Here is a 20,637-nt window from a genome sequence, read left to right as displayed (position 1 = left end):
TTAGAAACTTTTCGTATTCGTACGTCGTCTATGTAATAAGAGACCGCTAAAACGCGCGTGCATTTTAAATACAGAAAGGATTTGGCTCTATTGAACTCTCGTCGTACGACCGCCGCAGCGTTGCTGCTGGCCGCATTCATGCTCGTATCCGCCGCATGCGGAGACGGCGGCAGCAAAACGCAGGCCGACACCGCAGCCGGAACCTCGACACCTCCTGCATCATCGAATACCAGCTCGACTGGTACTAGCGCGGATGCATCCAAGTCGAAACCGTCCGAGACACCTGCCGCCTCTACGAACGGGCAGAATCAAGCTTCTGGTACCGCGGGGGTAAAGCAGACAGCTCAAACGGATACCAAATCTGGTAAGAAAACAGACGATATTCAGGTTGTCGCGAACCCAGCGGACGTTGCGGTTCTTGTCAACAAGACGAACAAGCTGCCGGATAGCTACAAGCCGCAGGACTTGGTTGACCCGAATGTGCCTTTTACGTTCAAAGAAAAGCTTGAAAAGCGCAAAATGCGCAAGGAAGCGGCCGCGGCGCTTGAAAAGCTGTTTGAAGCGGCCAAAAAGGATAACCTGCCGCTGGCAGGCGTCTCCGCTTACCGCTCCCATGAAACGCAAAAAACGGTGTATAACCGATACGTGCAAAAAGACGGCGAAGCCGCAGCGAACAAATATAGCGCCAAGCCGGGACACAGCGAGCATGAGACGGGGCTGGCCATCGACGTGGCCGGCAGCTCGGGTAAATGCGCGGCGCAGGACTGCTTCGGCGCAACCAAGGAAGCGAAGTGGCTCGCCGAGCACGCGGCCGATTACGGGTTTATCATCCGGTATCCGGAAGGCAAAGAGGGCATTACCGGCTACCAATACGAGCCTTGGCACCTCCGCTATGTCGGCGTAGACACGGCCAAAGCGATCGTCAAGCAGGGCGTAACGCTGGAAGAATACGTTAAGAACGCCGTACCTGTAACGAAGCCAAAATCCTGATCCGCTTCATAAGAAACGTCAAACGCCTGATTCTTTTTCCACAAAGGATGAAGAATCAGGCGTTTTGTTTTTTTCTCTATGCGTCCTGTACTACGGTTTATATACTTCGATGGAGTATAAGCTTTCCTCTCCCTCGGTTTTCACTTTGGCGCCCAATTGCTCGGCTACGAACCGGACCGGAACGTAGAGCGCATCTTTTTTCAGCACGGCGGGAGCGCCGATGCTTTTGTCGGTTCCGTTCACCCGGGCCGTTGCGCTGCCCGCTTGTAGTACGATCTCCGTCTGGGAGCTCGCGATGATCATCGTTTTCGTTCCCGCATCCCATGTCACCTTATAGCCAAGCCCTTCCCCGAGCTCTTTCCCTTGCACATAGGCGGTATTACTGCCCGAAATATAAGCGGCATTGTAATCGTAGGCCGGATATGCCTCTGTCCCCTCTGCCTCTGCCCCCGGTACACCGTCCAAGTCGGATTCGGACCAAATATAGAAGTACAAATACTTCTCCGTGATTCGAAGCTGCTCTTTCAACAGCTTGTAGAACGCCGAATCCGGCTGCACAACCTGTCTCAAGTTGTCCTCGTTCGATAAGTCCTCGTACAGGATCGCATCCTTCGCGGAGATGATGTCCGGCTTCACATCTCCATTGATGTTCCAGCGGTCCATCCGGACGGTAAGCTTGCCGCCGCGGATTCCGTCTTCCGTTCCCGGGGGACTTTGCATAGCGATCTCGGAGTTCCACTGGCGGATTTGCTTGCTCTCGTCGACGAATGCGTCCACTTTGAGCTTGGATTGGCTCAGCAGTTCCTGCTCCCAAGCACCGCCCATTTCGGAGGTCAAATAAAGCGCAATCGCTTTCGCCCCCGTATAGACTGCTTCCGTACCGAGCTGCCGGTCTTGGAACAACTCCTCCGCGAAGCCAAGTTCTTTTAGCTCCGGATGGAACTTATCGTAGATGACGACAGCCAGCTCGCGCAAGCCTTGGTCGTCCAAAGCTACGTTTTTAAACGTTGACCGGAACAACGAAGCAAATTGCTCTCCCGATACATCGAACCGGAGCTGATGTCCGCTGACCGTCTGCCCTTGAATCGTTTCCGTCTTCTTGTCTACGGCAAGGGAGGCGGCGTTTGGAAGGTTTTTGGCAAGGAGGCCTATCGCTTTGTTGGTCACCTCTTGCTGATCAACCAAGTGAAACTCCTTCAAAAACCTTTGCAGCCTATAGAACCAGTAATCGTCGTACATCGTCACCTCATGAGACAGACCGGTGAGCTCGTTCTTACGCCAATCGGCAATAACAATCGGCTTATTCGCGCCTTCCACGGTTAGCACCGCAACATCCTTATCTAGGGAAACGGCAAATGGAAGGTTCAGCTTAGCAGCAGTGATCGACCCTTTGGCCGACATCGTTTGCTCTTTTCGATTCACCTTCAAGCTGGATACGTTTAATTGAAATCCGTTCCAAAAGGCCACGCGTTCCTTCTCGGATTCGGACAAGGCACTCGTATCTCCCACATCGTATTGCAGCGCCATCGACAGCGAAGCCTCGTAAGAATTCGTTTTCAATTCGTTTTCAATGGCCTGATTCATATCCAAACCGCCAAGCGACTGGCAGCCGGCCGTAAACACAAGAGCTGCGCTCATGACCCATACGCCGATTTTTTTAAACAACGGGCATCTCTCCTTCGTTAGTCTTATGTACTTGACTAAAGATTCGATGAGATGGAACGGATTTCCTTCTTCCGTAACTTTGCAAAAAAAAAAGACGTTCCCGCATAACGAGAACGTCACATTTGGCCGGTCAGCGTGCCGACCGCATATCCCGTGACGGAGACGACCAACCAGACGATTAAGCCGAGAATCATCGGCCTTACGCCGGTTGCGGTCATCTGCCGGAAGTCGGCCGATAAGCCGACCGCGGTCAGCGCCACCACGATCATAAACTGCGCCGCCAAATGAATCCACTGTAGGAGTTGTTCCCCGAAAAGTCCGAGCGTGTACAGCAGCGAAGCGGCGAGAAACCATAAAATAAACCAAGGGAATACTTGCTTGATCGAAAATGATCCCCCCTCAGAGGCAGCCGCAGCTTCCCGCTTCTTGCTCCAACCGACGACGACCGCCATAATGATCGCGATCGGCACGATCATCGTGGTGCGCGTCAGCTTCACGATGGTAGCGTAATCCCCGGCAGCGGTGCTGAATGCATACCCTGCAGCGACGACGGAAGAAGTGTCGTTCACCGCGGTGCCCGCCCATAAGCCGAAGCCCGCATCGGATAAGCCGAGCGCATGCCCAAGCGCGGGAAAAACAAGGACCGCGACGATGTTAAACAAGAAGATCGTCGAGATCGAATACGCGATCTCCGCTTCCTCTGCTTCGATAACCGGCGAGATGGCCGCGATCGCCGAACCGCCACAAATGCCGGTGCCTGCGCCGATTAGCGTCGCCATGCGCAGCGGAATGCGAAGCAGCCGCCCGAAGCCGTAGGCCGCGGCGAACGAAAGCAGCAGCGTGACGATCATGACCGCGAACGTCTCCGTGCCGGTCTTCCATACTTCCGACAAGCTGAGACGGCAGCCAAGCAGGATAATTGCCCATTGCAGCACTTTTTTGGAGCAAAAACGAATGCCCTGCCATGTATGTTGCGGCTTGCGCCATAGATTGTTCACCAGGATGCCGATCACGATGCCAAAAACCGAGCCGCCGATCAGCGGAAACAGCAGGCCGAGCCCGTAAGACACGGCTGCAATGACTCCCGTGAGCGCGAGACCCGGGCCGAGTGATTTCAAACCGTTCATAGTGCTTCCCCCCCGATTCCCATGTACTTCCGACAGGTGTAATCGTAAGAGATTCGGGAGGAAAACACAAATACGAATCCTTGATGCTATGAATAAGCTTTTATTATGATTGACGGGATGGCTTTAAATTTTAATCGTGAAGAGGCGGTACAGAAGCGCGATGACGGCACCGGTCCAGAAGAGTGCGGGAACATGCAGCCAAGCGGCCGCTCCGCCGGCGACGACAACGATCAGAAGAGCTATCAAAGAGGGATACAGACGGGAAGCGGCAGCCGTGCCGTCCCAATAAGTCAAAGCGTCCAGCAGCCGGTCTTGCGTCTTCGCCTCGGCTCCGCAGTGAGGGCAGATCGAAGCGTCCAAGGGCTGAACGCCGGAGCAGTGAGGACAACGTGCCGTCATCGGAATCACCCATTCCTTTCGGTTAATTCATAGTTATTTTATCGGATAAATAAAGATATTGCAATCCTCCTTGGGGCCTAGCGCAAAAAAAACTTGCCGCCTATGCGACAAGCCTTTTGCGACTTCCTTATTTTTTCGCTAAATACTTACGAATATCAAAAGCGACGGCGGCGACGATGATCAACCCTTTAATAATGAGCTGCCAATACGGACTGACGCCGATGAAGGTCAAGCCGTAGTTGATGACGCCGAAAATGAGTACGCCGGCCAGCACACCCGGCACGGTTCCGATCCCGCCCGCCGTCGATACGCCGCCGACCACGCACGCGGCAATCGCATCAAGCTCGTACATGTTGCCGTAGTTGTTCGTCGCGCCGCCCGTACGGGCCGCTTCCAGCACGCCGCCCAAGCCGTACAGCGCGCCTGCGATCGCATAAATATAGATCAGGTTGCGCTTGACGTTAATCCCGGAGACGACCGCCGCCTGCATGTTACCGCCGATGGCGTACATATTTTTGCCGAGCCGCGTCTTGTTGAAAACGACCCAGACGATAAAAGCGACGACAATTGCGATGATGACGATATACGGCAGCGAATACGGCCCGTTCGGACCGATGAAGCCGGTGCCGATGGTTGTGAAGTCCTGGCGCAGGCCGGCAATCGGCTGCGATTCGTTCGGCTTCAAATCGAAGTAGATCGAGTTGGCCCCGTAGACGATGACCATCGTGCCCAGCGTTGCGATGAACGGCGGCACGCTCAGCTTGGATACGATCCAGCCGTTGATCAGGCCGACGAGCAGCCCAGCGGCAATCCCGATCAAGATCGGTGCCCAGACCGGCAGATCGGGCATGTCCGGGAAAAACCGGCGCGGGTAGTCGGCCGTCTGCAGCATCGAAGCGGACAATACCGCCGTCAACCCGACGACGCGCCCTGAGGACAAATCGGTTCCTCCCGTAATCAGCACGAACGCGGCTCCCAGCGCGATAATGGCGCGGGTCGAGTTTTGCAGCAAAATGTCCCGCAAAATATCGACCGACAGAAAGCGCGGATCGGACGCCGCAATGCCTGCTACGAGAAGGATCAGAACGATATAAATGGCATATTGCGTAAAAAAATGATTTAGCTTTCCCGTCTTCATAAGCCCGGTTCTCCTCCTTCGCGATGTCCTCTTCTAGTTGGCGGCAAGCCGCATAATTTCTTGTTCCGTCGCCTGCCGTCCGTCCAGGATGCCCGTCAACCGCCCCTCCGACATGACCATAATGCGGTCTGACATGCCGAGCAGCTCGGGCATTTCCGAGGAAATCATGATGATACTTTTGCCTTGCTTGGCCAGATCGGCGATGATCGTATAGATCTCGAACTTGGCCCCGACGTCGATGCCCCGGGTAGGCTCGTCAAGCAGCAAAATGTCCGGCTCGGTCAGAAGCCACCGCGCCAGCAGCACCTTCTGCTGGTTGCCGCCCGACAAGTTTTTGATCAGCTCCTTAATCGAAGGCGTCTTGACGCGCAGCTTCTCGACGCTCCCTGCGACTTCCGCCCGCCCCTTCCGCTCATTCAATAGGAAGAACGGATTGATATACCGGTCCAGATTGGCGATCATCGTATTTTCCAGAATCGACAGCACGGGAAAAATGCCCGTCACCCGCCGTTCTTCGGTCAGCAGCGCGATCTTGTGCTTTTTGGCGTCGGTCGGCGATTTGATCTTGACCTTGCGTCCGCGGAGACGGATCTCGCCGGAGGCAACCGACCGCAGGCCGAACAGCGCTTCGATCAGCTCGGTCCGCTGTGCACCGACAAGGCCGCCGACGCCCAAAATCTCTCCCTGCCGCAGCTCGAACGACACGTCCCGGAACGACTTCGGAAAAGGCGAGGTCAGCTTCTCCACCTTCAGCAGCACGTCGCCGGGCTTGTTGTGGCGCTCCGGGAAGCGCTCCTTCAGGTCGCGGCCGACCATCCGGGAGATAATGAGATCCGTCGTTAGCTCGGCCGCCGGCCACGTGCCGATCAGCCTGCCGTCCCGCATGATGGTCACGTCGTCGGAAATGCGGAGTATTTCCTCCATCTTGTGGGAAATATAAATGATGGATACGCCCCACCCGCGCAGCTCGTTGATGATCTTGAACAGCTGCTCCACTTCGTTGCCCGTCAGCGAAGACGTCGGTTCGTCCATCACGATCACTTTGGAGCGGAAGGAGACGGCTTTGGCGATTTCGAGCGATTGAATCTTGGATACGGACATCAAGCCTACCAGAGCGTTCGGATCGATATCCATATCCAAATCCCGAAACAGCGCAAGCGTATCCTCGCGCATTTTTTTCTCGTCGACGATGTTAAACGGCCCGAGCCCCTTCACCGGAAAACGGCCGAGCCAGAGATTCTCCATTACATTGCGGTGTGGCACCGGGTACAGCTCCTGATGAATCATCGAGACGCCCAAGCTCAGTGCATCCTTCGAGTTGTTGATCTCCACCCGCTGTCCGTCCAGGACGATCTCGCCGCCGTCCGGCTTGTAAATCCCGAACAAACATTTCATCAGCGTGGACTTGCCTGCGCCGTTCTCTCCCATCAAGGCGTGCACCGTGCCGGGGCGCACCTTCAAGGTGACGCCGTCCAGCGCTTTGACGCCGGGAAATTCCTTCGAAATTCCGTTCATTTCAAGCAAATATCGGGTTTCCGTCATGCCAAGGCCCCCTAGCGTAAGGATGCGCGCATACGACAAAGGGGCAACGTCCGCAGCCATTGCCCCTTGCCGCTCGGCCGGGTAGCCGATTATTTCGCGTCGTTCATGTTTGCTTTAGTAATTTTTTTGTAAGAGATCCAGACGTATTTGCCGTCGGTAATGTCATAGCCGGTGTTTTCTTTGGTTGGCGTCTGGCCTTGCGCGAGCACGTTCGCGATGCTGAACGTCGCTTTCCCCTGGTTCTTCGCGTCGTTCAGCACGGTGCCGAGCAGCGTGCCTTCTTCGAGCGCTTTGAGCGCAGGCGCCGTGGCGTCAACGCCGACGACCGGGATGAATTTGTTGTCTTTAAAATAGCCCTTCGCCTTCAAAGCTTCGATCGCGCCAAGCGCCATGTCGTCGTTGTTCGCGAAGACGGCTTCGATTTTGTCGCCGTGGGAAGCGAGGAACGCGGCCATTTTCTCCTGTCCTTTGACGCGATCCCACATCGCGGTGTCTTCCGCCAGCTTCTCCACCTTGATGCCGGCGTCCTCGACGGCTTTGATCGCGAACTTCGTGCGCAGCTCGGCGTCCTGATGCCCCGGCTCGCCCTTCAGCATGACGTATTGCAGCACGCCGTCCTTGTTTTTGTCCGCTGTGGGGTTCGCTTTGAAATAATCAACGATGAGCTGGCCTTCCATCGTACCGGACTGCTCCGCTTTCGCGCCGACGTAGTAGACTTTATCCCATTTTTTCATGTCGTCGGCCAGCGGCTCGCGGTTCAGGAACACGACGGGGATGTTGGCGTTTTTCGCTTTGTCGATGATGACGCCCGCTGCCGTACGGTCGACCGGATTGATAGCGAGCGCGTTGACCTTCTTCGTAATGAACAAATCGACCTTATCGTTCTGGGTCGGCTGGGAGTTCTGGCTGTCGACGATGTCCGCCTTCGCTTTGCCTTCCGCCGCTTGGGAAATCGCGTTCCGTACGCCCGTCATGAACGTATCGTCAAACTTGTAGATCGCGACGCCGATCGTCGGATTTTTGGCTGCGCCGGCATCGGGCTTGGCGGCCCCTCCGCCTGCATTCGTGTTCGCGCCGCCCGCCGGAGCATTGCCGGAACTGGAACAGCCGACAGCAGTGGCAAGCAGGGCTGCCGCGACGATCATGGATACAGCTTTCTTTTTCATAACATCTGACCTCCTGTTTTTTGCGTACGTTACGTTGGGTTAGCTACGTTCCCATTATCTTGGATTTCCGGTAAAAAACCCATTCAAAATTCTCATGTGTTTTATCGAAATCCTCATGTGTTTGGAGGTGGACGCAAAGAAACGTCCTTCGAATTTCAAAGGACGTTGAGTGTGTGGAGAAAGTGGGGCAATAGAGGCTTCTACGAGGGGGTGGAGTATCTACTTCCGGTCGCTGTTGTCAGCGGGAAACTTTGATTGAAGCCGCTTGCAGCGGATGTTTCCCGCAGACAAAGGCGAACGCTATCGCTCCTCCAGTAGATACCCCACCCAACGTATGATTCTCTATTTTGTAAAGACCATTTTCTCAACACATCTGAAAGTCCTTCGGATTCAAAGGACGTTTCTTTTATAAGGGAGGGCTAGGGATTCGCGGGCCTAACTTGCTCGATTAGCTTGGCGTGGATTATAAGTCTGCCCTTCGCAGGGTCGAGCGTATAGTCGCAGGTTGAAAGCGTGAGGATGCGGTCTTCCACCCCGAGGACGGTGTCCGTTTTGTACAGCGATCGCTCCTGCAGGCCCTGCAGGAAAGTCGCGTATTCCTGTTCGCTCCCGAATCCGGTCTGGATATAATCTAAATCCGCGGTCGCCAGGTAGACGGAGAAAATTTCGGCCCGATAGCTGTGATATAAGGTATCGTATTGAAAAGTGAGGTTATCCCTAAAAAAATCTTCTTTTAGGAATTTCTTTAAATCACCGAACATGGAGCCGTCCTTCATGCGATGGCCGTATATCACCGTGTTCGGCTGAGCCTTGCCGATATCGTTACGGAAGTCGAGGAAAATGCTGCCGGCGCTCGACTCCTCTCCCTTATAGTTCCGATTCAAATAATAGGCGTTGTCCTGCCCTTGGACGACCGGATAATCGATGGCCGTATTCCCGATTCGGAGCCAGCCGACCACGTCCGGATTCACGTCGAGCAGAGCCCTAAATTGAGTACGGGCCTCCTTCGGGGCTTCTACGGGCTCGCCCGGGGGCTCCACAGCTTCAGTGAGAGGCGGCTGGGGCTCCGCGTTCCCGTACAACCGCTGGGCTTCGGCCATGACGGTCCGGTTGTCGTGGTAGCTGCGGAAAATACCGGCTAACTCGTACCCGGAAAACAGCATAAGTCCCAAGCAAAGCGGCGTCAGCCATCTTCGAACGTTCAACTCATCACCTCAACACAAGTCAAATGCCGACCGGAATCATGTACAGCCCCGCAGTTTCTACATGCTTGACGATCACATCCACGCCATAAATCGTCTTGATCGAAGCTTCCGTAATGACTTCGTCAGGCGGGCCTTGCAACTGAATCTCGCCGTTCTTCATCACGATCAAACGGTCGCTGTAACGGATCGCCTGATTGATGTCGTGAAGCACCATGACAATCGTCAGGCCGTGATCGGCATTCAGCTTCTTGATCAATTCTAATAGTTCAATTTGGTAATAAATATCAAGAAATGTTGTTGGCTCATCCAAAAACAACATCGGCGTGCTTTGCGCCAAAGCCATCGCTACCCAAGCTCTCTGCCTTTCGCCTCCGGACAATTGGTCAAGCGTCGCCTGACGCTTTTCCAGCAGGTTCGTGCAGGACAGCGCCCACTCGATAGCCTTGTCGTCCTCCTCGTGAAGCGGGGCAAGCATGCTCCGATGCGCGATCCGGCCAAAGCCCGCAAGCTTCTCCACGGTGATGTCGGAGGGCGCGTCGTTCTGCTGGTGAACGACAGCCAGCTTTCTGGCCAGCTCCTTCGGCTTGTAGCTCCGAATCGCTTTCCCGTCCAGCACGACCTGTCCGCTGTGCGGAGCGTAATTTTGCGACATGACGCCGAGCAGCGTCGACTTGCCCGATCCGTTCGGGCCGATAATGGTCGTGATTTTGCCGGGCTCGATCCGGCCGTTCACCTGCTTGAGCTGATCGCGCTTCTTGTCGTACGAAAAGCTGACCTGTTGAATTTCCAACTTAATGTCCATGGACCCGATCACTCTTTCTAAGCAGAAATATCAAGAAAGGCCCCCCGATCACCATCATAATAATCGAGGCCGGAATTTCGGCAGGCGCCAGCACCGTTCGTCCGAGCGTGTCCGCCGTCAAGATCAGCAAAGCCCCCGCTAGGGCGGAAAACGGAATAAGCACCTTATGATCCGAGCCGACGAGCAACCGGGCGATATGGGGAACGAGCAGCCCAACAAAAGCGATAAGCCCTCCGATAGCCGTGGCAACACCCGCAAGCAGGACGGCGACGGCAGAGATCAACAGCCGGGCGCGCGCGACGGGAAGACCGACGTTCCGGGCCGATTTGTCCTGCAGCGCAAGCACGTTGCACCAGGAGCACAGTAGCAGCGAGAGCACGAGACCGGCGGTGCCATAGATGAGCATCGCTTCGACGTCACTCCACGTTTTCAAAGGAAACGTAGACGTCGTCGCCTGATTGACGCTGGCCACCGCATAGCTGCCTCTATAGTTAAACGATTGTCCCAGGCCGGTAAACATCGCATTGATGGCAATCCCTACAAGAATAATCCGAATCGGACTGAGGCCCGATTTCCAGGAGAACGAGTAAACCAGAAAACATGCCAACGCGCCGCCAAGAAAAGCAAAAAACGGCAGCCAGAAGAAAAGACCCGGGAATAGCGAGACCATCAAAATGGAAACAAACCCGGCTCCCGAAGAGATGCCGATCACACCCGCGTCCGCAAGCGAGCTTCGCATCACGGCTTGCAGAAGCACGCCCGATACCGCCAATGCCGCTCCGACGAACAGCGCGACGATGATCCGGGGCAAGCGCAAGTCGCGGATGACCTCCACTTTCTTATTCGCGCCGGTAACCAAGCCTTGAATCAGTTCGAAACCGCCGACCTTGATGCTGCCCGTCGTTGCGGATACGATGACCATGACGACGAGCAAAAGGATGACGGCCGCCAGGCTCCAAATCGTTTTGTTCATGTGCAAACGTCCTCTGTCGCTCCATAGTTTACGGGTACAGCATGTTCGTCACAACGTCCAGCGCTTCGATCGCCGCCAGATTTCCCGTTGTTCCGAACAATTGTTCCTCCAGATCGTATACCCTGTTGTTTTTTACCGCATCGAAATGCTTCCAAATGTCGTTTTTCTTGAATTCTTTATCGAACATTTTGACGACCTCTTCCGGCATCCCATGAGCCGCCCGCAAAATGACGTCCGGGTTCGCTTGCTGGAGATATTCCGTATTGGAGGCCAAATATTCCACTTTTTCACCCTGTACGATGTTTCTTCCGCCGGCCAGCTTCACCAGATCGCCAATGTACGAGTTTTCCGTCGCCACCAGATAGCTGCCCGGCACGCCGAGAAGAATAAGCACGGACGGGGACGGTTTGCCCGCAATCCGCTGCCTGATTTCGGCGAGCCTCTTGTCGTATTGGGCTACGATCGCTTCGGCCTGCTTTTGTCGGCCGTATTTGTTGCCTAGCGTCTTGATGGCCTCGTTCATTTTGCCCAGACTGGTCAAATCGAGAAAGCTCGCTTCGAGCCCCGCATTTTTGAAGACCGGTTCCAAGTCGTATTGCAAAGTCGTCACGGACAGTACGTCCGTCGGATCAAGCGACTTCACCAGCTCCATGTTCGGGCTCATCGGATTGCCTACTTGAGGCAAGGACGCATACCGTTTGGGCAGCTCCTTATAGCTGGTCGGAATCCCGACCAAATCGACCTCCAGCACATCCATGATTTCCGCAGCCGCCACCGTTGTGGCGATGATCCGATGCTCCGGCTGCGTCGTTGTCGCCTCCGGGCCTGTGTTCGCAGCAGCAGTACCATCGGTGTTCGCCTTTGTCGAGCAGCCTGTTACGAGCAGCAGGAAGACGATTGCAGCGCTTAGCCCTTTGCACCATTTGCCCACCTTCGCAATTCCTCCTTTCCTAAAAAAATTACGGAGGACGCCGGTTACCCGGCATCCCCGCTCATCCGATTTGTGAAGCCTAAGATTTCCATTAATTTACATGGTTCAGCATTTTCAACACCAGGTTCACCGCTTCGACCCGGGTTACGTTCGCATGCGGCGCGAAATGGTTGTCGTAGCTTGCGCCGAAGATTTCGAGCTTGTGGGCCGCATCAATGTAAGGCTGTGCCCATGGCGCAACTTGTCCGGCATCCGCGAACGTAAGAGACGCATTCGCTGCAGGCTCGATCTTCAGAGCGCGTACGATCATGACGGCCATTTCGGTCCGGCTGACCTTCCGATCGCCCGAGAATGTTCCGTCCGCATAACCGCTAATAATGCCCGAGCTTACGACGCTGGCCAAGTTCTCCTTGGCCCATACGGGAATGCTGTCGAGGTCGGCAAAGCTCAACTCGCCTTGCTCCCCTTTCAGCTTGAGCGCCCGGCTGATCATCGCCGCCACTTCAGCCCGGCTTGTCTCGTTATCCGGACGGAACGTGCCGTCCTCGTAGCCGTTGACGATGCCCAGCGCCGCAGCCCGCTCGATCAGTGCTTTTGCCCAATGGTCTTCGATATCGGTCAGCTTCGCAGGTGCGATCGCCTTCACCGCAGGCTTGGTTCCTGCTGCTTTAGGCTCTTCCTTCTTCTCTTCTTCCTTCTTGACAGGCTTGATGCTGTCCAGATCGAACGTCATGTCCACGGTGTATATCAGGTTATATTTGTCCGGCCAGTCCATCTTGATCCGGGCTTTTTTCGTGCTCGCGTCCTTCACTTCGAACTGAACGACCCGCGTATTTTCTTTTTCATTGAACGATACCACTTTGACGTCGGCAAACGGATCGGCATCCTTCTCGACCTGATCCTGCTCGACCTGGATCATCGGCATTTCTTTGCTTTTGTTCACGGTAAAGGTAACAAGCTTCTTGCCGTCTTCCTGAATGGTCAGGTTAGCAGGATGCTTCACCAGATCGTTGATGAACGATTTTTTCGGCGCATTCTTATCGGTTTTCTTATCCGTTTTATTGTCTTCCGTCTTCGCTTGCTCCGGGCTTGTTGCCGAAATAAGCAGCGTATAGTTCATCGTATATTCGCCAGCCTTTAGCGATTTAGGAAACGGCTTGGCGTTCAGGACTTTGGACAAGTTGCCGTTGAGCGGCCTAATGCTGCTTTTGTCAAACGCAAGGTGTACGTCATAGGAATGGAAATAGTTGAAGGCTGCCCAATCTACTTTGACCCAGCCCTTCACCTTCTCATCCAGATTCGGCACTTGGAATTTTACGACCCGCGTGTTTTCTTTCTCATCGTTGCTGACCACGGTCGTGTCGGCCAGACTTCCGCCTTGCTCGACTTTGAATTCCGTAATTTCCTTGCTTTGCTTGAGCACAATCGAGACGTATTGCGTCCCGTTCACCACTTGTAAGCTTCCCGGCATTTTCACGTAATCCTGCATTACGGATTTGGTATCGGTGCCGTATTTCAACACTTTAAAATCAATGCTGTATATACCGTCGACAAGCCCGTTCGGGCTTTTTCCCGGCGGGACCGGCACGTTCGGATTCACTGGCCCCTGTCCTCCGGGCGAAGCAGGCACGATGTTGTTCAAAGCGATGCGGAACGAACGCTCCTCTGTTCCGCTATCCTTCGCCACCGCCAGCTTGACGAGATAGGTGGCTGTCACATCGTCGATCTCGTATCGGACATCTGCTGCACCCGCAGCTAACATACGTGCGGTTTCAGGCTCCGAGGACGTTGGCGCTTCCTGCGCCGGAATATCCCGGGTCGTCCCGTCGGCGCGCAGCAATTGGAAATTCGCAATCGCTACTCCGTTTTTCCGTTGGAACGAGAGGAATTTCTTCCCGTCTTGAACGGTCAATTTCCCGGTATGTTCAAGATAAGTGCCTGCGGACGAGCCGAAACGGTCGCCGGAGATGACGACGAGATCGAAGCTGTACTGTCCGTTCGCGACTTCTACCGGAGGGCGGGTCCCAGTCACAACCGCTGCTTTGAATCCGGCAATCGCCGCCTCCAGAGCGCTTGCCGCCTGATCCACCTGCCCTTGCTCCGCTTCGTCCAGACCGGCTGTGGTTTGAGCCTGTCGGATCGCCGTATAAAGCGCGTTCCTGGCGCCATTGGCATATTGGCCCGGGAACGTGCCTTCAACCGCTGCGTTATGCAGCGCTTCGGCCTCCGCGATCAGCGCGTTCAGCTTCCCTTTTTCAGCCGGGCCCGCTTGAATGGCGAGCGTATGCCAGCTGCCGTCTACCTTGAGCTGTCCGTTATGGTTGTTCACCACGACGTCGCTTAACGCAACAAACGCATAAGTCGCCTGTGTCACCGATTGCGCCTGAAAAGTGAGCGTGATGTACCGATTGTTCACCGCCAAAGGCTGCACGCCTTCGTCCAAGCTGGTCGACAAGCGGACTTGTCCGGGCGCGATCTCGTACTGCTCCGTGAGGCGAAGACCGCTGATCAGCGGAGACGCTTCAACCAACTTCAGCTTGGCCGGATCGAAGCCCAACGTCAGTCCTTGCGTGTACACCTGCTCGTATACGCTGTTCGTCACGCCGCTCACCCCGAACGTCAGCTTCAGCTGCTGTCCGGCTTTCACGGCCGCCGGTCCCGTCAATTCGGAGGACGGGATTTTCTCGGCGTTTGCGGAGTCGAACTTCAAGCGGATTTTGTGCGTTTTTTGGTAAGGCTGTCCGTTGTACGAGGTTTCCACCCGCACTTCGGCATTCACGAGAGTGTTCAGTTCGCTCACTTCAAATTCCACTACCCGGGTGTCGTCCGCCGCATTGCGGCTTACCACGGCAGCATCGATCAGCACGCCGCCTTGCTCCACCTTGAATTGCGGAATGATCGAGCTCTGCTTCACCGTGAAGGATACCTTCTTGCGCCCCTGCTGAACCGTAAGCTTGCCTGGTTTAGCCAAGTACGAATCCATGCCCGACGTTTGATCCGCCGTCGCATGAAGCGCCGTAAACGGAAGGCGGTATACGCCGTCCTTCGCCGGGTCCGGATTCGCGGTATTCACCGATGCCTTGAACGCATCGAGGGCCGCTTGCAGCGCAGCAGCCGCCTTGTTCAGCTGCGCCTGCGTAGGTGATGCGCTGTCGGCGACAGCCTTGGCTTGCGCAATCGCCAGGCTTAATTTGCTCTTGGAGCCTACGGGATACTGCCCCTTCAGGCTGCCTTCCACGGCGGTATCATGCGCCGATTGCGCCTGAGCGACGAGCGCCGTCAGCCGGCTCTTGTCCCCCGGCTCCGCCACGAGGGTGTCCGTATCGAAAACAATGCGCACCGTATAATAATTGTCGTAGACAAAGTCGGGCATGCCCGGCAAGCCGATAATTTTGACATGGATCTTGGCATTCAGCTTAGCCGACATATCCGGTACTTCGAACTTCACGACTCTCGTATTCTTGACTTCGTCCCGGCTTACGACTTCCGAATCGACGAATTGTCCGTTGTTCTCCGTCTTGAAATATTGCCACCAGCTGCTGTTTAGCAAAGTGATGGATGCAAATTGCTTCCCGTCCTTCACTTCCAGCTTGGCCTGAACCGGCTTCGGAAGGTAATCGTTCACCATCGACGGCTCGTCTTTATCTTCCTTCAGCACGGTTAAACCGATTGTATAGCTGCCCTCCTCAAGCGAGGGGGCCGCACCGGCGAGCGGAATTTGGACCGCAGCGAGAAATACGAAGACGGCTACAAAAACGGATAAAGCTTTCTGTACTATCCTGCTCAAAGTCATAACGCTCCTTTGTTGTCTCGTAAATAAACCGGGGATCAAGCTCCCCTTGCTTTCCTGGCCGCAGCGGATTACAGATGCTTCTTAGCTACAATGACGCGCCTGGATGACTTGCTTATTGCGGTTTAATGGTGCTCGTATTGTATTGAATTTGAACGTTGTACTTGTGGTCGTAAGGGAACGGCAGCGTTGTAATTTTCACATGCGTGTACACGTTCGTTTTGGCCGTCAAATCGGATACCGGGAATTTAACGACGCGGGTGTTGGCTGCCGGGTCCGAGCTTACCAGGGTCGCGTCAACGTAGCTTCCGTTCTGTTCGGTTTTGAAAAATTGAATCCAATCGCTGTTTTTCAAAGTAACCGAGACGAATTTGTTGCCGTTGACCACTTCCAGCTTAGCCGGCTTCTGGAGATAGCCGTCCATGGTGGACGTTTGGTTGGTTTGATCCTTCAACACGGTGAATTCAACCGTATAAGTTCCGTCAGCAAGCGCAGGATTGGCTCCGGCCAGCGGGGCTTGGACGAAGGTCAGCAGCGCAAACATCATCATAAATACGGCAATAGCTTTAGTAAATTGCTTTCTCAAAGGGATTCTCTCCTTTTAGGGTCTAGTGGTTTTGGAGGCTGCGGACCAGATAGCATGTTGAAATGAAGAACAAAGCTGTAAAGAAAGCAAGGGGCGCTTTATCCCCGGTTTGCGGGTTGTCGGCTGACAGCATGACTTTGTCCGCCGGCTGCTTGACGGCGTCGGCTGCCGCCACAGGCTTCGTGCTCGCTGCCGGAGTTGTGCGACCCTTCTCCGCCTTCACGGCGTTCGCTTCCGGCTTCGCGCTTGCTGCCGGAGCTGCCGTACCAGCCTTCGCGCCTTTGTCGGCGCCGGGCTTCTCCGCAGCCGAAGTCGAAGCACCTGCTTTATCTGAGGCTGCTTTTGCCGCCGATTCGACTTTCTTTAACTTCTTCGTGTCGAAAATAAAGCGGATTGTGTAATCATGGTCGTAGTTAATCGATTCGACCGTCACATGAATTTTGGAAAGCAACGGCTTGGACAAATCGTCAAGCTTGAATTCGACGACTCGGGTGTCTTCGTTCTCATCGCTCTTGATCACCTTCGCATCGGCAAGATCGCCTTTGTCCGGCACTTTGAACATAGTGATCCATTTGCTGTGGTTCATTTGAATTTGCGCGGTGATCTCGCCTTTTTTTACCTGTAAGGTGGCCGGCTTCTCGAAATAATCGTTCGCCATCGAAGCCGACTCGTTCTCCGCCTTGACAATGGTGTAGTCAATCGTATACGTACCGTCGGCCAAATCGGAAGCGGCTTGCGCTCCCGATGCAAAGAACAAGCACAAGATGAACGCCAGCGTCAAAAAATAGGAGGGTAAAGCTAATGACCTTTTCACGTTGTACGGGCTTCCTTTCCGGTTAGTTTACAGAGAATTCGTTGATAATCATTATCATTAATATTGATTATCATTCTCAATTAGAACTCAAAAAAAATGATCCCTTCCGGCTTCTTCTGTTGTTCTTTTCGTGATTGTCTGAACATGGCATCCCTCCCTAATTTCATTTTTGGAAATATTTAGACTAAATTTTATCCGACAGGTTGATCTTATTCCAGATTCAAGGAAATTGTCAACCCAAATTATTGGCGGGAATCAAAAATTCAGTTACTCCATCACGCTCAAAAAAATAATTTGGATAAATCGCCCAACTCCCCATTGACATTGATAGTGATAATCATTATCATTTGTTTCGATCATACAATCTAATATCCGGCTCCGCCAGATAGGAGGACGCAAGTGAAACGATTGTGGCCTATAGGCATGGCCGTTCTGCTGCTCGGAGCGGCCGGATGCAGTCCGGGGTCGTCCACGGGGAGCGGTGCCACGGCTGCGCCGTCCGAGGCGAAGCAGTCTGTTACGAACACGGCCGATACGAAGCTATCCGTCCAAGATTTTGCCGGACGCAGCGTGACCTTCCCTACCGTCCCGACCAAAATCGCCGCATTAAGCAACGGCGAGGTGGATATTATTTATGCGCTGGGCGGCAAAGTCGTAGGCCGGCCGACGTCGGCAGGACCGGCGGCCGTCAAAGAAGCGGCCGGCGCGGAGCAGATCGGCAGCACCCATGGCATCGATCTGGAAAAAATCGCTGCGCTGGATGCGGATGTCGTGCTCGGCAACCATCCGTTGAACACGAAAGACATCCCTTCGGTCGAAGGCATCGGCTCCAAGATGCTGCTGACCTCCGCCAATTCGATCGGCGATATCAAGAAGCAGATCGCTTTGTTCGGCCAACTGCTGCAGAAGGAAGACAAAGCCCGGGAGCTGAACGAAAGCATCGATGCGAAGCTCAAGGAAATCGGTTCCGGCACGACTGGTCCCAAGCCGAGGGTCCTGCTCGTCTACGGTTCTCCGGGCACCTACATGGCTGCGCTGGGCAACTCCTTAAGCGGAGATATTTTGGCGAAGGCCGGAGGGGAAAATATTGCTGCGGACTATCCGAAGCTGGAAAACTATCCGCAGTATGCTCAATTGAATACCGAAAAAATCATCCAATCGAACCCGCAGCTGGTTCTGTTGATGAGCCATGGCAATCCCGAGAAGGTCAAGGACGGATTCTTGAAAGAAATGCAGCAAAATGCCGCCTGGAACAGCCTGGACGCCGTCAAGCATAATCGTGTGGAGGTGCTGCCGTCCGACCTGTTCGGCACGAATCCCGGCACCCGGGTCATTGAAGCGCTTGACCGGCTGAAAGCCTTGCTTCAAGCCGTGAAGTGAAGTGACGCCCGGTGAATAAACAACAACGCCTCTTGAGAAGAAAGCTGCTATGTATTGCAGCCCCGATCCTTCTCTTCGCCGTCACTTTTTATGGCATCGCCTACGGGTCCGTCTCTCTGTCGCTTCAGGAGGTATGGACGGTTTTTACGGCAAGCGGCCCGCCTGCGCACGAGAAAATCGTCATGAATCTAAGGGTCCCTCGCGTACTCGTCGGCATGCTGATCGGCGCATGCCTGGCCGCAGCCGGTGCGCTGCTGCAGGGCGTGATGAAAAATCCGCTGGCCGATCCGGGCATTATCGGCGTCTCGGCGGGCGGAGGTCTTGCTGCCATCATGGCGATGATCGTATTTCCGCAGTTCAGCTATTTGCTGCCCGCTCTCGCTTTTCTGGGGGCGCTGATCACCTCCGTTGTCATCTATGGGCTGGCGTGGGATAAAGGAGCCTCACCTCTCAAAATCATTTTGGCGGGCGTCGCGATCAATGCACTGCTGGGCGCTGTAACCAACGGGCTGATGGTGACGTATAGCGACCGGGTGCAAGCGGTTCTGCCTTGGCTGGCGGGCGGGCTAAGCGGCCGCAGTTGGCATCATCTGCAGTTCATGGCGCCCTACGCCATCGCAGGGCTGGCTTTGTCCGTCCTTGCGATCAAACCGGCCAACCTGCTGCTGCTTGGAGACGATGCAGCCAAGCTGTTGGGCCAAAAGGTGGAGGTGCAGCGCCTGCTGCTGATCCTGCTATCGTCCTTATTGGCCGGGGCAGCCGTCAGCGTCGCCGGGCTGGTCGGCTTTGTCGGTCTGGTCGTGCCCCATGCTATCCGGCTGCTGGCCGGCGAAGATTACCGCTTCCTCCTTCCGCTGTCCATCGTGGGAGGCGCAGCGCTTGTCGTGCTGGCCGATACGATCGCGCGCTCGTGGTTCGACCCGATCGAGCTGCCCGTCGGCATCTTGCTCGCAGGTTTGGGGGCGCCGTTCTTTTTATTTTTGCTGAAGAAACGGGGAATCGTGTGATGACCGCCACCGCTATTCATACGGACCATCTGGAATTCCATGTCGGCGCCTTCCGGCTTCGGGACGTTACGGTCTCGATCCCGAAAGGCAAGCTGACGGCTATCGTCGGGCCTAACGGCTCCGGAAAATCCACTCTATTAAAAATTATAGCGCAATTGCTGAAAGCCGATCAGGGAGAGGTATACGTTCATAACCGACAGGCCAAGACCTATAAATCGATGGAGTTCGCCCAAACCGTAGCGATGCTTACCCAATCCAAAGGCCAGCTTCCCGAGCTGACCGTGCGGGAACTGGTCGCTTACGGCCGTTCCCCATACAAACGTATGTTCGACCGTATGACGGCAGACGACGAGCGAATTATCGATTGGGCGCTGGACATAACGGGCACCGCAAAGGCAGAGCAGCAAATGTTCCACACTTTATCGGGAGGTGAGCAGCAAAAAGTCCGGATCGCCATGGCCTTGGCCCAAAAAACGAATATTCTGCTGTTGGATGAGCCTACCACTTATCTGGATCTCGCCCATCAGCTCGATGTAATGGAAATGCTGCAAAGGATCAATCAGACGCACCGGCTGACGATTGTCATGGTGCTGCACGATCTTCAGCAGGCCGCCAATTATTGCGATTATCTCATCGCGATGAAGCACGGACGCGTGGTAGGGTCCGGAAATCCGAAAGAAATCATCAGTCCGCAATTTTTGCAGGACGTGTACGCCATCGAAGCCAAAGTCGCCTTCGACGACGACTATCCTGTCATCATCCCGATTCGAAAAACCTGTAAACCTAAGGAGGAAATCACATGGTCATTGTAACGAATACATCCCACATCACGAAGGGCAACGCGCATAAGCTGATCGAACGGTTCGACAAGGTCGGAAAAGTGGAATATATGGAAGGCTTTCTCGGCCTGGAGGTGCTGCTGACGGAAAATACACCCGAATACGACGAGGTGACGATCAGTACCCGCTGGAACAAAAAAGAGGATTTTCAAGCGTGGACCCACAGCGAAGCGTTCCGGGAGGCGCACTCTCACCGCGGAGGCATGCCGGATTATATTATTTCCAACAAAATCTCGTTCTATGACGTCAAAATCGTAAGACAGCCCATCGCCGCAGGCTGATG

The 20,637-nt window shown here is 54.7% G+C and carries 18 protein-coding genes; 5 read left to right on the top strand and 13 right to left on the bottom strand.

The genetic code is table 11. The features are described 5' to 3' along the window. Positions 1 to 90: 90 nt before the first annotated feature. Positions 91 to 990 (top strand): D-alanyl-D-alanine carboxypeptidase family protein, encoded by a 900-nt coding sequence (locus QMG93_RS23930; protein WP_413789326.1) that lies wholly within the window; start codon positions 91 to 93, stop codon positions 988 to 990. A gap of 90 nt (positions 991 to 1,080) precedes the next feature. Here QMG93_RS23930 and QMG93_RS23925 read toward each other — a convergent pair whose 3' ends face one another. The 13 genes from QMG93_RS23925 to isdC form a co-directional block, all read right to left on the bottom strand. Then, a complete protein-coding gene (locus QMG93_RS23925) occupies positions 1,081 to 2,655 on the bottom strand; it encodes a copper amine oxidase N-terminal domain-containing protein (protein WP_281940940.1) in 1,575 nt (524 codons plus the stop codon). Between the two features lie 116 nt (positions 2,656 to 2,771). Then, positions 2,772 to 3,782 (bottom strand): YeiH family protein, encoded by a 1,011-nt coding sequence (locus QMG93_RS23920; RefSeq protein WP_281940939.1) that lies wholly within the window; start codon positions 3,780 to 3,782, stop codon positions 2,772 to 2,774. A gap of 123 nt (positions 3,783 to 3,905) precedes the next feature. After that, on the bottom strand, positions 3,906 to 4,181 hold the full coding sequence (locus QMG93_RS23915; RefSeq protein ID WP_281940937.1) for a hypothetical protein: 276 nt from the start codon (positions 4,179 to 4,181) through the stop codon (positions 3,906 to 3,908). 127 nt (positions 4,182 to 4,308) lie between these two features. Next, entirely contained in the window at positions 4,309 to 5,319 is a 1,011-nt protein-coding gene (mglC, locus tag QMG93_RS23910; RefSeq protein WP_281940935.1) for a galactose/methyl galactoside ABC transporter permease MglC, read from the bottom strand. A gap of 33 nt (positions 5,320 to 5,352) precedes the next feature. Beyond that, positions 5,353 to 6,861, bottom strand: coding sequence for a sugar ABC transporter ATP-binding protein (locus QMG93_RS23905; RefSeq protein ID WP_281940933.1), 1,509 nt, complete (start codon positions 6,859 to 6,861; stop codon positions 5,353 to 5,355). A gap of 89 nt (positions 6,862 to 6,950) precedes the next feature. Then, positions 6,951 to 8,027: a galactose ABC transporter substrate-binding protein gene (locus tag QMG93_RS23900; protein WP_281940931.1), complete on the bottom strand. Its 1,077-nt coding sequence runs from the start codon at positions 8,025 to 8,027 to the stop codon at positions 6,951 to 6,953. A 419-nt stretch (positions 8,028 to 8,446) separates the two neighbouring features. Next, on the bottom strand, positions 8,447 to 9,232 hold the full coding sequence (gene srtB / locus QMG93_RS23895) for a class B sortase (protein ID WP_281940929.1): 786 nt from the start codon (positions 9,230 to 9,232) through the stop codon (positions 8,447 to 8,449). A gap of 19 nt (positions 9,233 to 9,251) precedes the next feature. Continuing rightward, the gene (locus QMG93_RS23890) at positions 9,252 to 10,022 is read right to left on the bottom strand and encodes an ABC transporter ATP-binding protein (protein ID WP_281941054.1); all 771 of its coding nucleotides are present in this window, start codon (positions 10,020 to 10,022) and stop codon (positions 9,252 to 9,254) included. 1 nt (position 10,023) lies between these two features. Then, positions 10,024 to 11,007 (bottom strand): FecCD family ABC transporter permease, encoded by a 984-nt coding sequence (locus tag QMG93_RS23885; protein WP_281940927.1) that lies wholly within the window; start codon positions 11,005 to 11,007, stop codon positions 10,024 to 10,026. A gap of 28 nt (positions 11,008 to 11,035) precedes the next feature. Beyond that, positions 11,036 to 11,938, bottom strand: coding sequence for a heme ABC transporter substrate-binding protein IsdE (gene isdE / locus QMG93_RS23880; RefSeq protein WP_281940925.1), 903 nt, complete (start codon positions 11,936 to 11,938; stop codon positions 11,036 to 11,038). Positions 11,939 to 12,029: 91 nt separating this feature from the next. Continuing rightward, entirely contained in the window at positions 12,030 to 15,725 is a 3,696-nt protein-coding gene (locus tag QMG93_RS23875) for an NEAT domain-containing protein (protein WP_281940923.1), read from the bottom strand. A 118-nt stretch (positions 15,726 to 15,843) separates the two neighbouring features. Further along, the gene (locus QMG93_RS23870) at positions 15,844 to 16,314 is read right to left on the bottom strand and encodes an NEAT domain-containing protein (RefSeq protein WP_281940921.1); all 471 of its coding nucleotides are present in this window, start codon (positions 16,312 to 16,314) and stop codon (positions 15,844 to 15,846) included. A 22-nt stretch (positions 16,315 to 16,336) separates the two neighbouring features. Then, a complete protein-coding gene (gene isdC, locus QMG93_RS23865; RefSeq protein ID WP_281940919.1) occupies positions 16,337 to 17,128 on the bottom strand; it encodes a heme uptake protein IsdC in 792 nt (263 codons plus the stop codon). A gap of 423 nt (positions 17,129 to 17,551) precedes the next feature. Here isdC and QMG93_RS23860 point away from each other — a divergent pair, with 423 nt between their 5' ends. Genes QMG93_RS23860 through isdG form a run of 4 tightly spaced genes read left to right on the top strand, consistent with a single transcriptional unit; the run spans position 17,552 to position 20,635 of the window. Then, a complete protein-coding gene (locus QMG93_RS23860) occupies positions 17,552 to 18,508 on the top strand; it encodes an ABC transporter substrate-binding protein (RefSeq protein WP_281941052.1) in 957 nt (318 codons plus the stop codon). A gap of 11 nt (positions 18,509 to 18,519) precedes the next feature. Further along, the gene (locus QMG93_RS23855; protein ID WP_281940917.1) at positions 18,520 to 19,515 is read left to right on the top strand and encodes a FecCD family ABC transporter permease; all 996 of its coding nucleotides are present in this window, start codon (positions 18,520 to 18,522) and stop codon (positions 19,513 to 19,515) included. Then, a complete protein-coding gene (locus QMG93_RS23850) occupies positions 19,515 to 20,327 on the top strand; it encodes an ABC transporter ATP-binding protein (RefSeq protein WP_281940915.1) in 813 nt (270 codons plus the stop codon). The genes QMG93_RS23855 and QMG93_RS23850 overlap by 1 nt, the downstream gene beginning before the upstream one ends. Continuing rightward, positions 20,315 to 20,635, top strand: a complete 321-nt coding sequence (isdG, locus tag QMG93_RS23845) for a heme oxygenase (RefSeq protein ID WP_281940914.1) — start codon at positions 20,315 to 20,317, stop codon at positions 20,633 to 20,635. Before QMG93_RS23850 ends, isdG begins: the two co-directional genes overlap by 13 nt. The last annotated feature ends 2 nt before the right edge of the window (positions 20,636 to 20,637 follow it).

The organism is Paenibacillus tyrphae (assembly GCF_027925525.1).
Classification (GTDB): Bacteria; Bacillota; Bacilli; order Paenibacillales; family NBRC-103111; genus Paenibacillus_G; species Paenibacillus_G tyrfis_B.
Note: the sequence above shows the minus strand (reverse complement) of the source record. Positions and strands in the feature narration are given on the sequence as shown.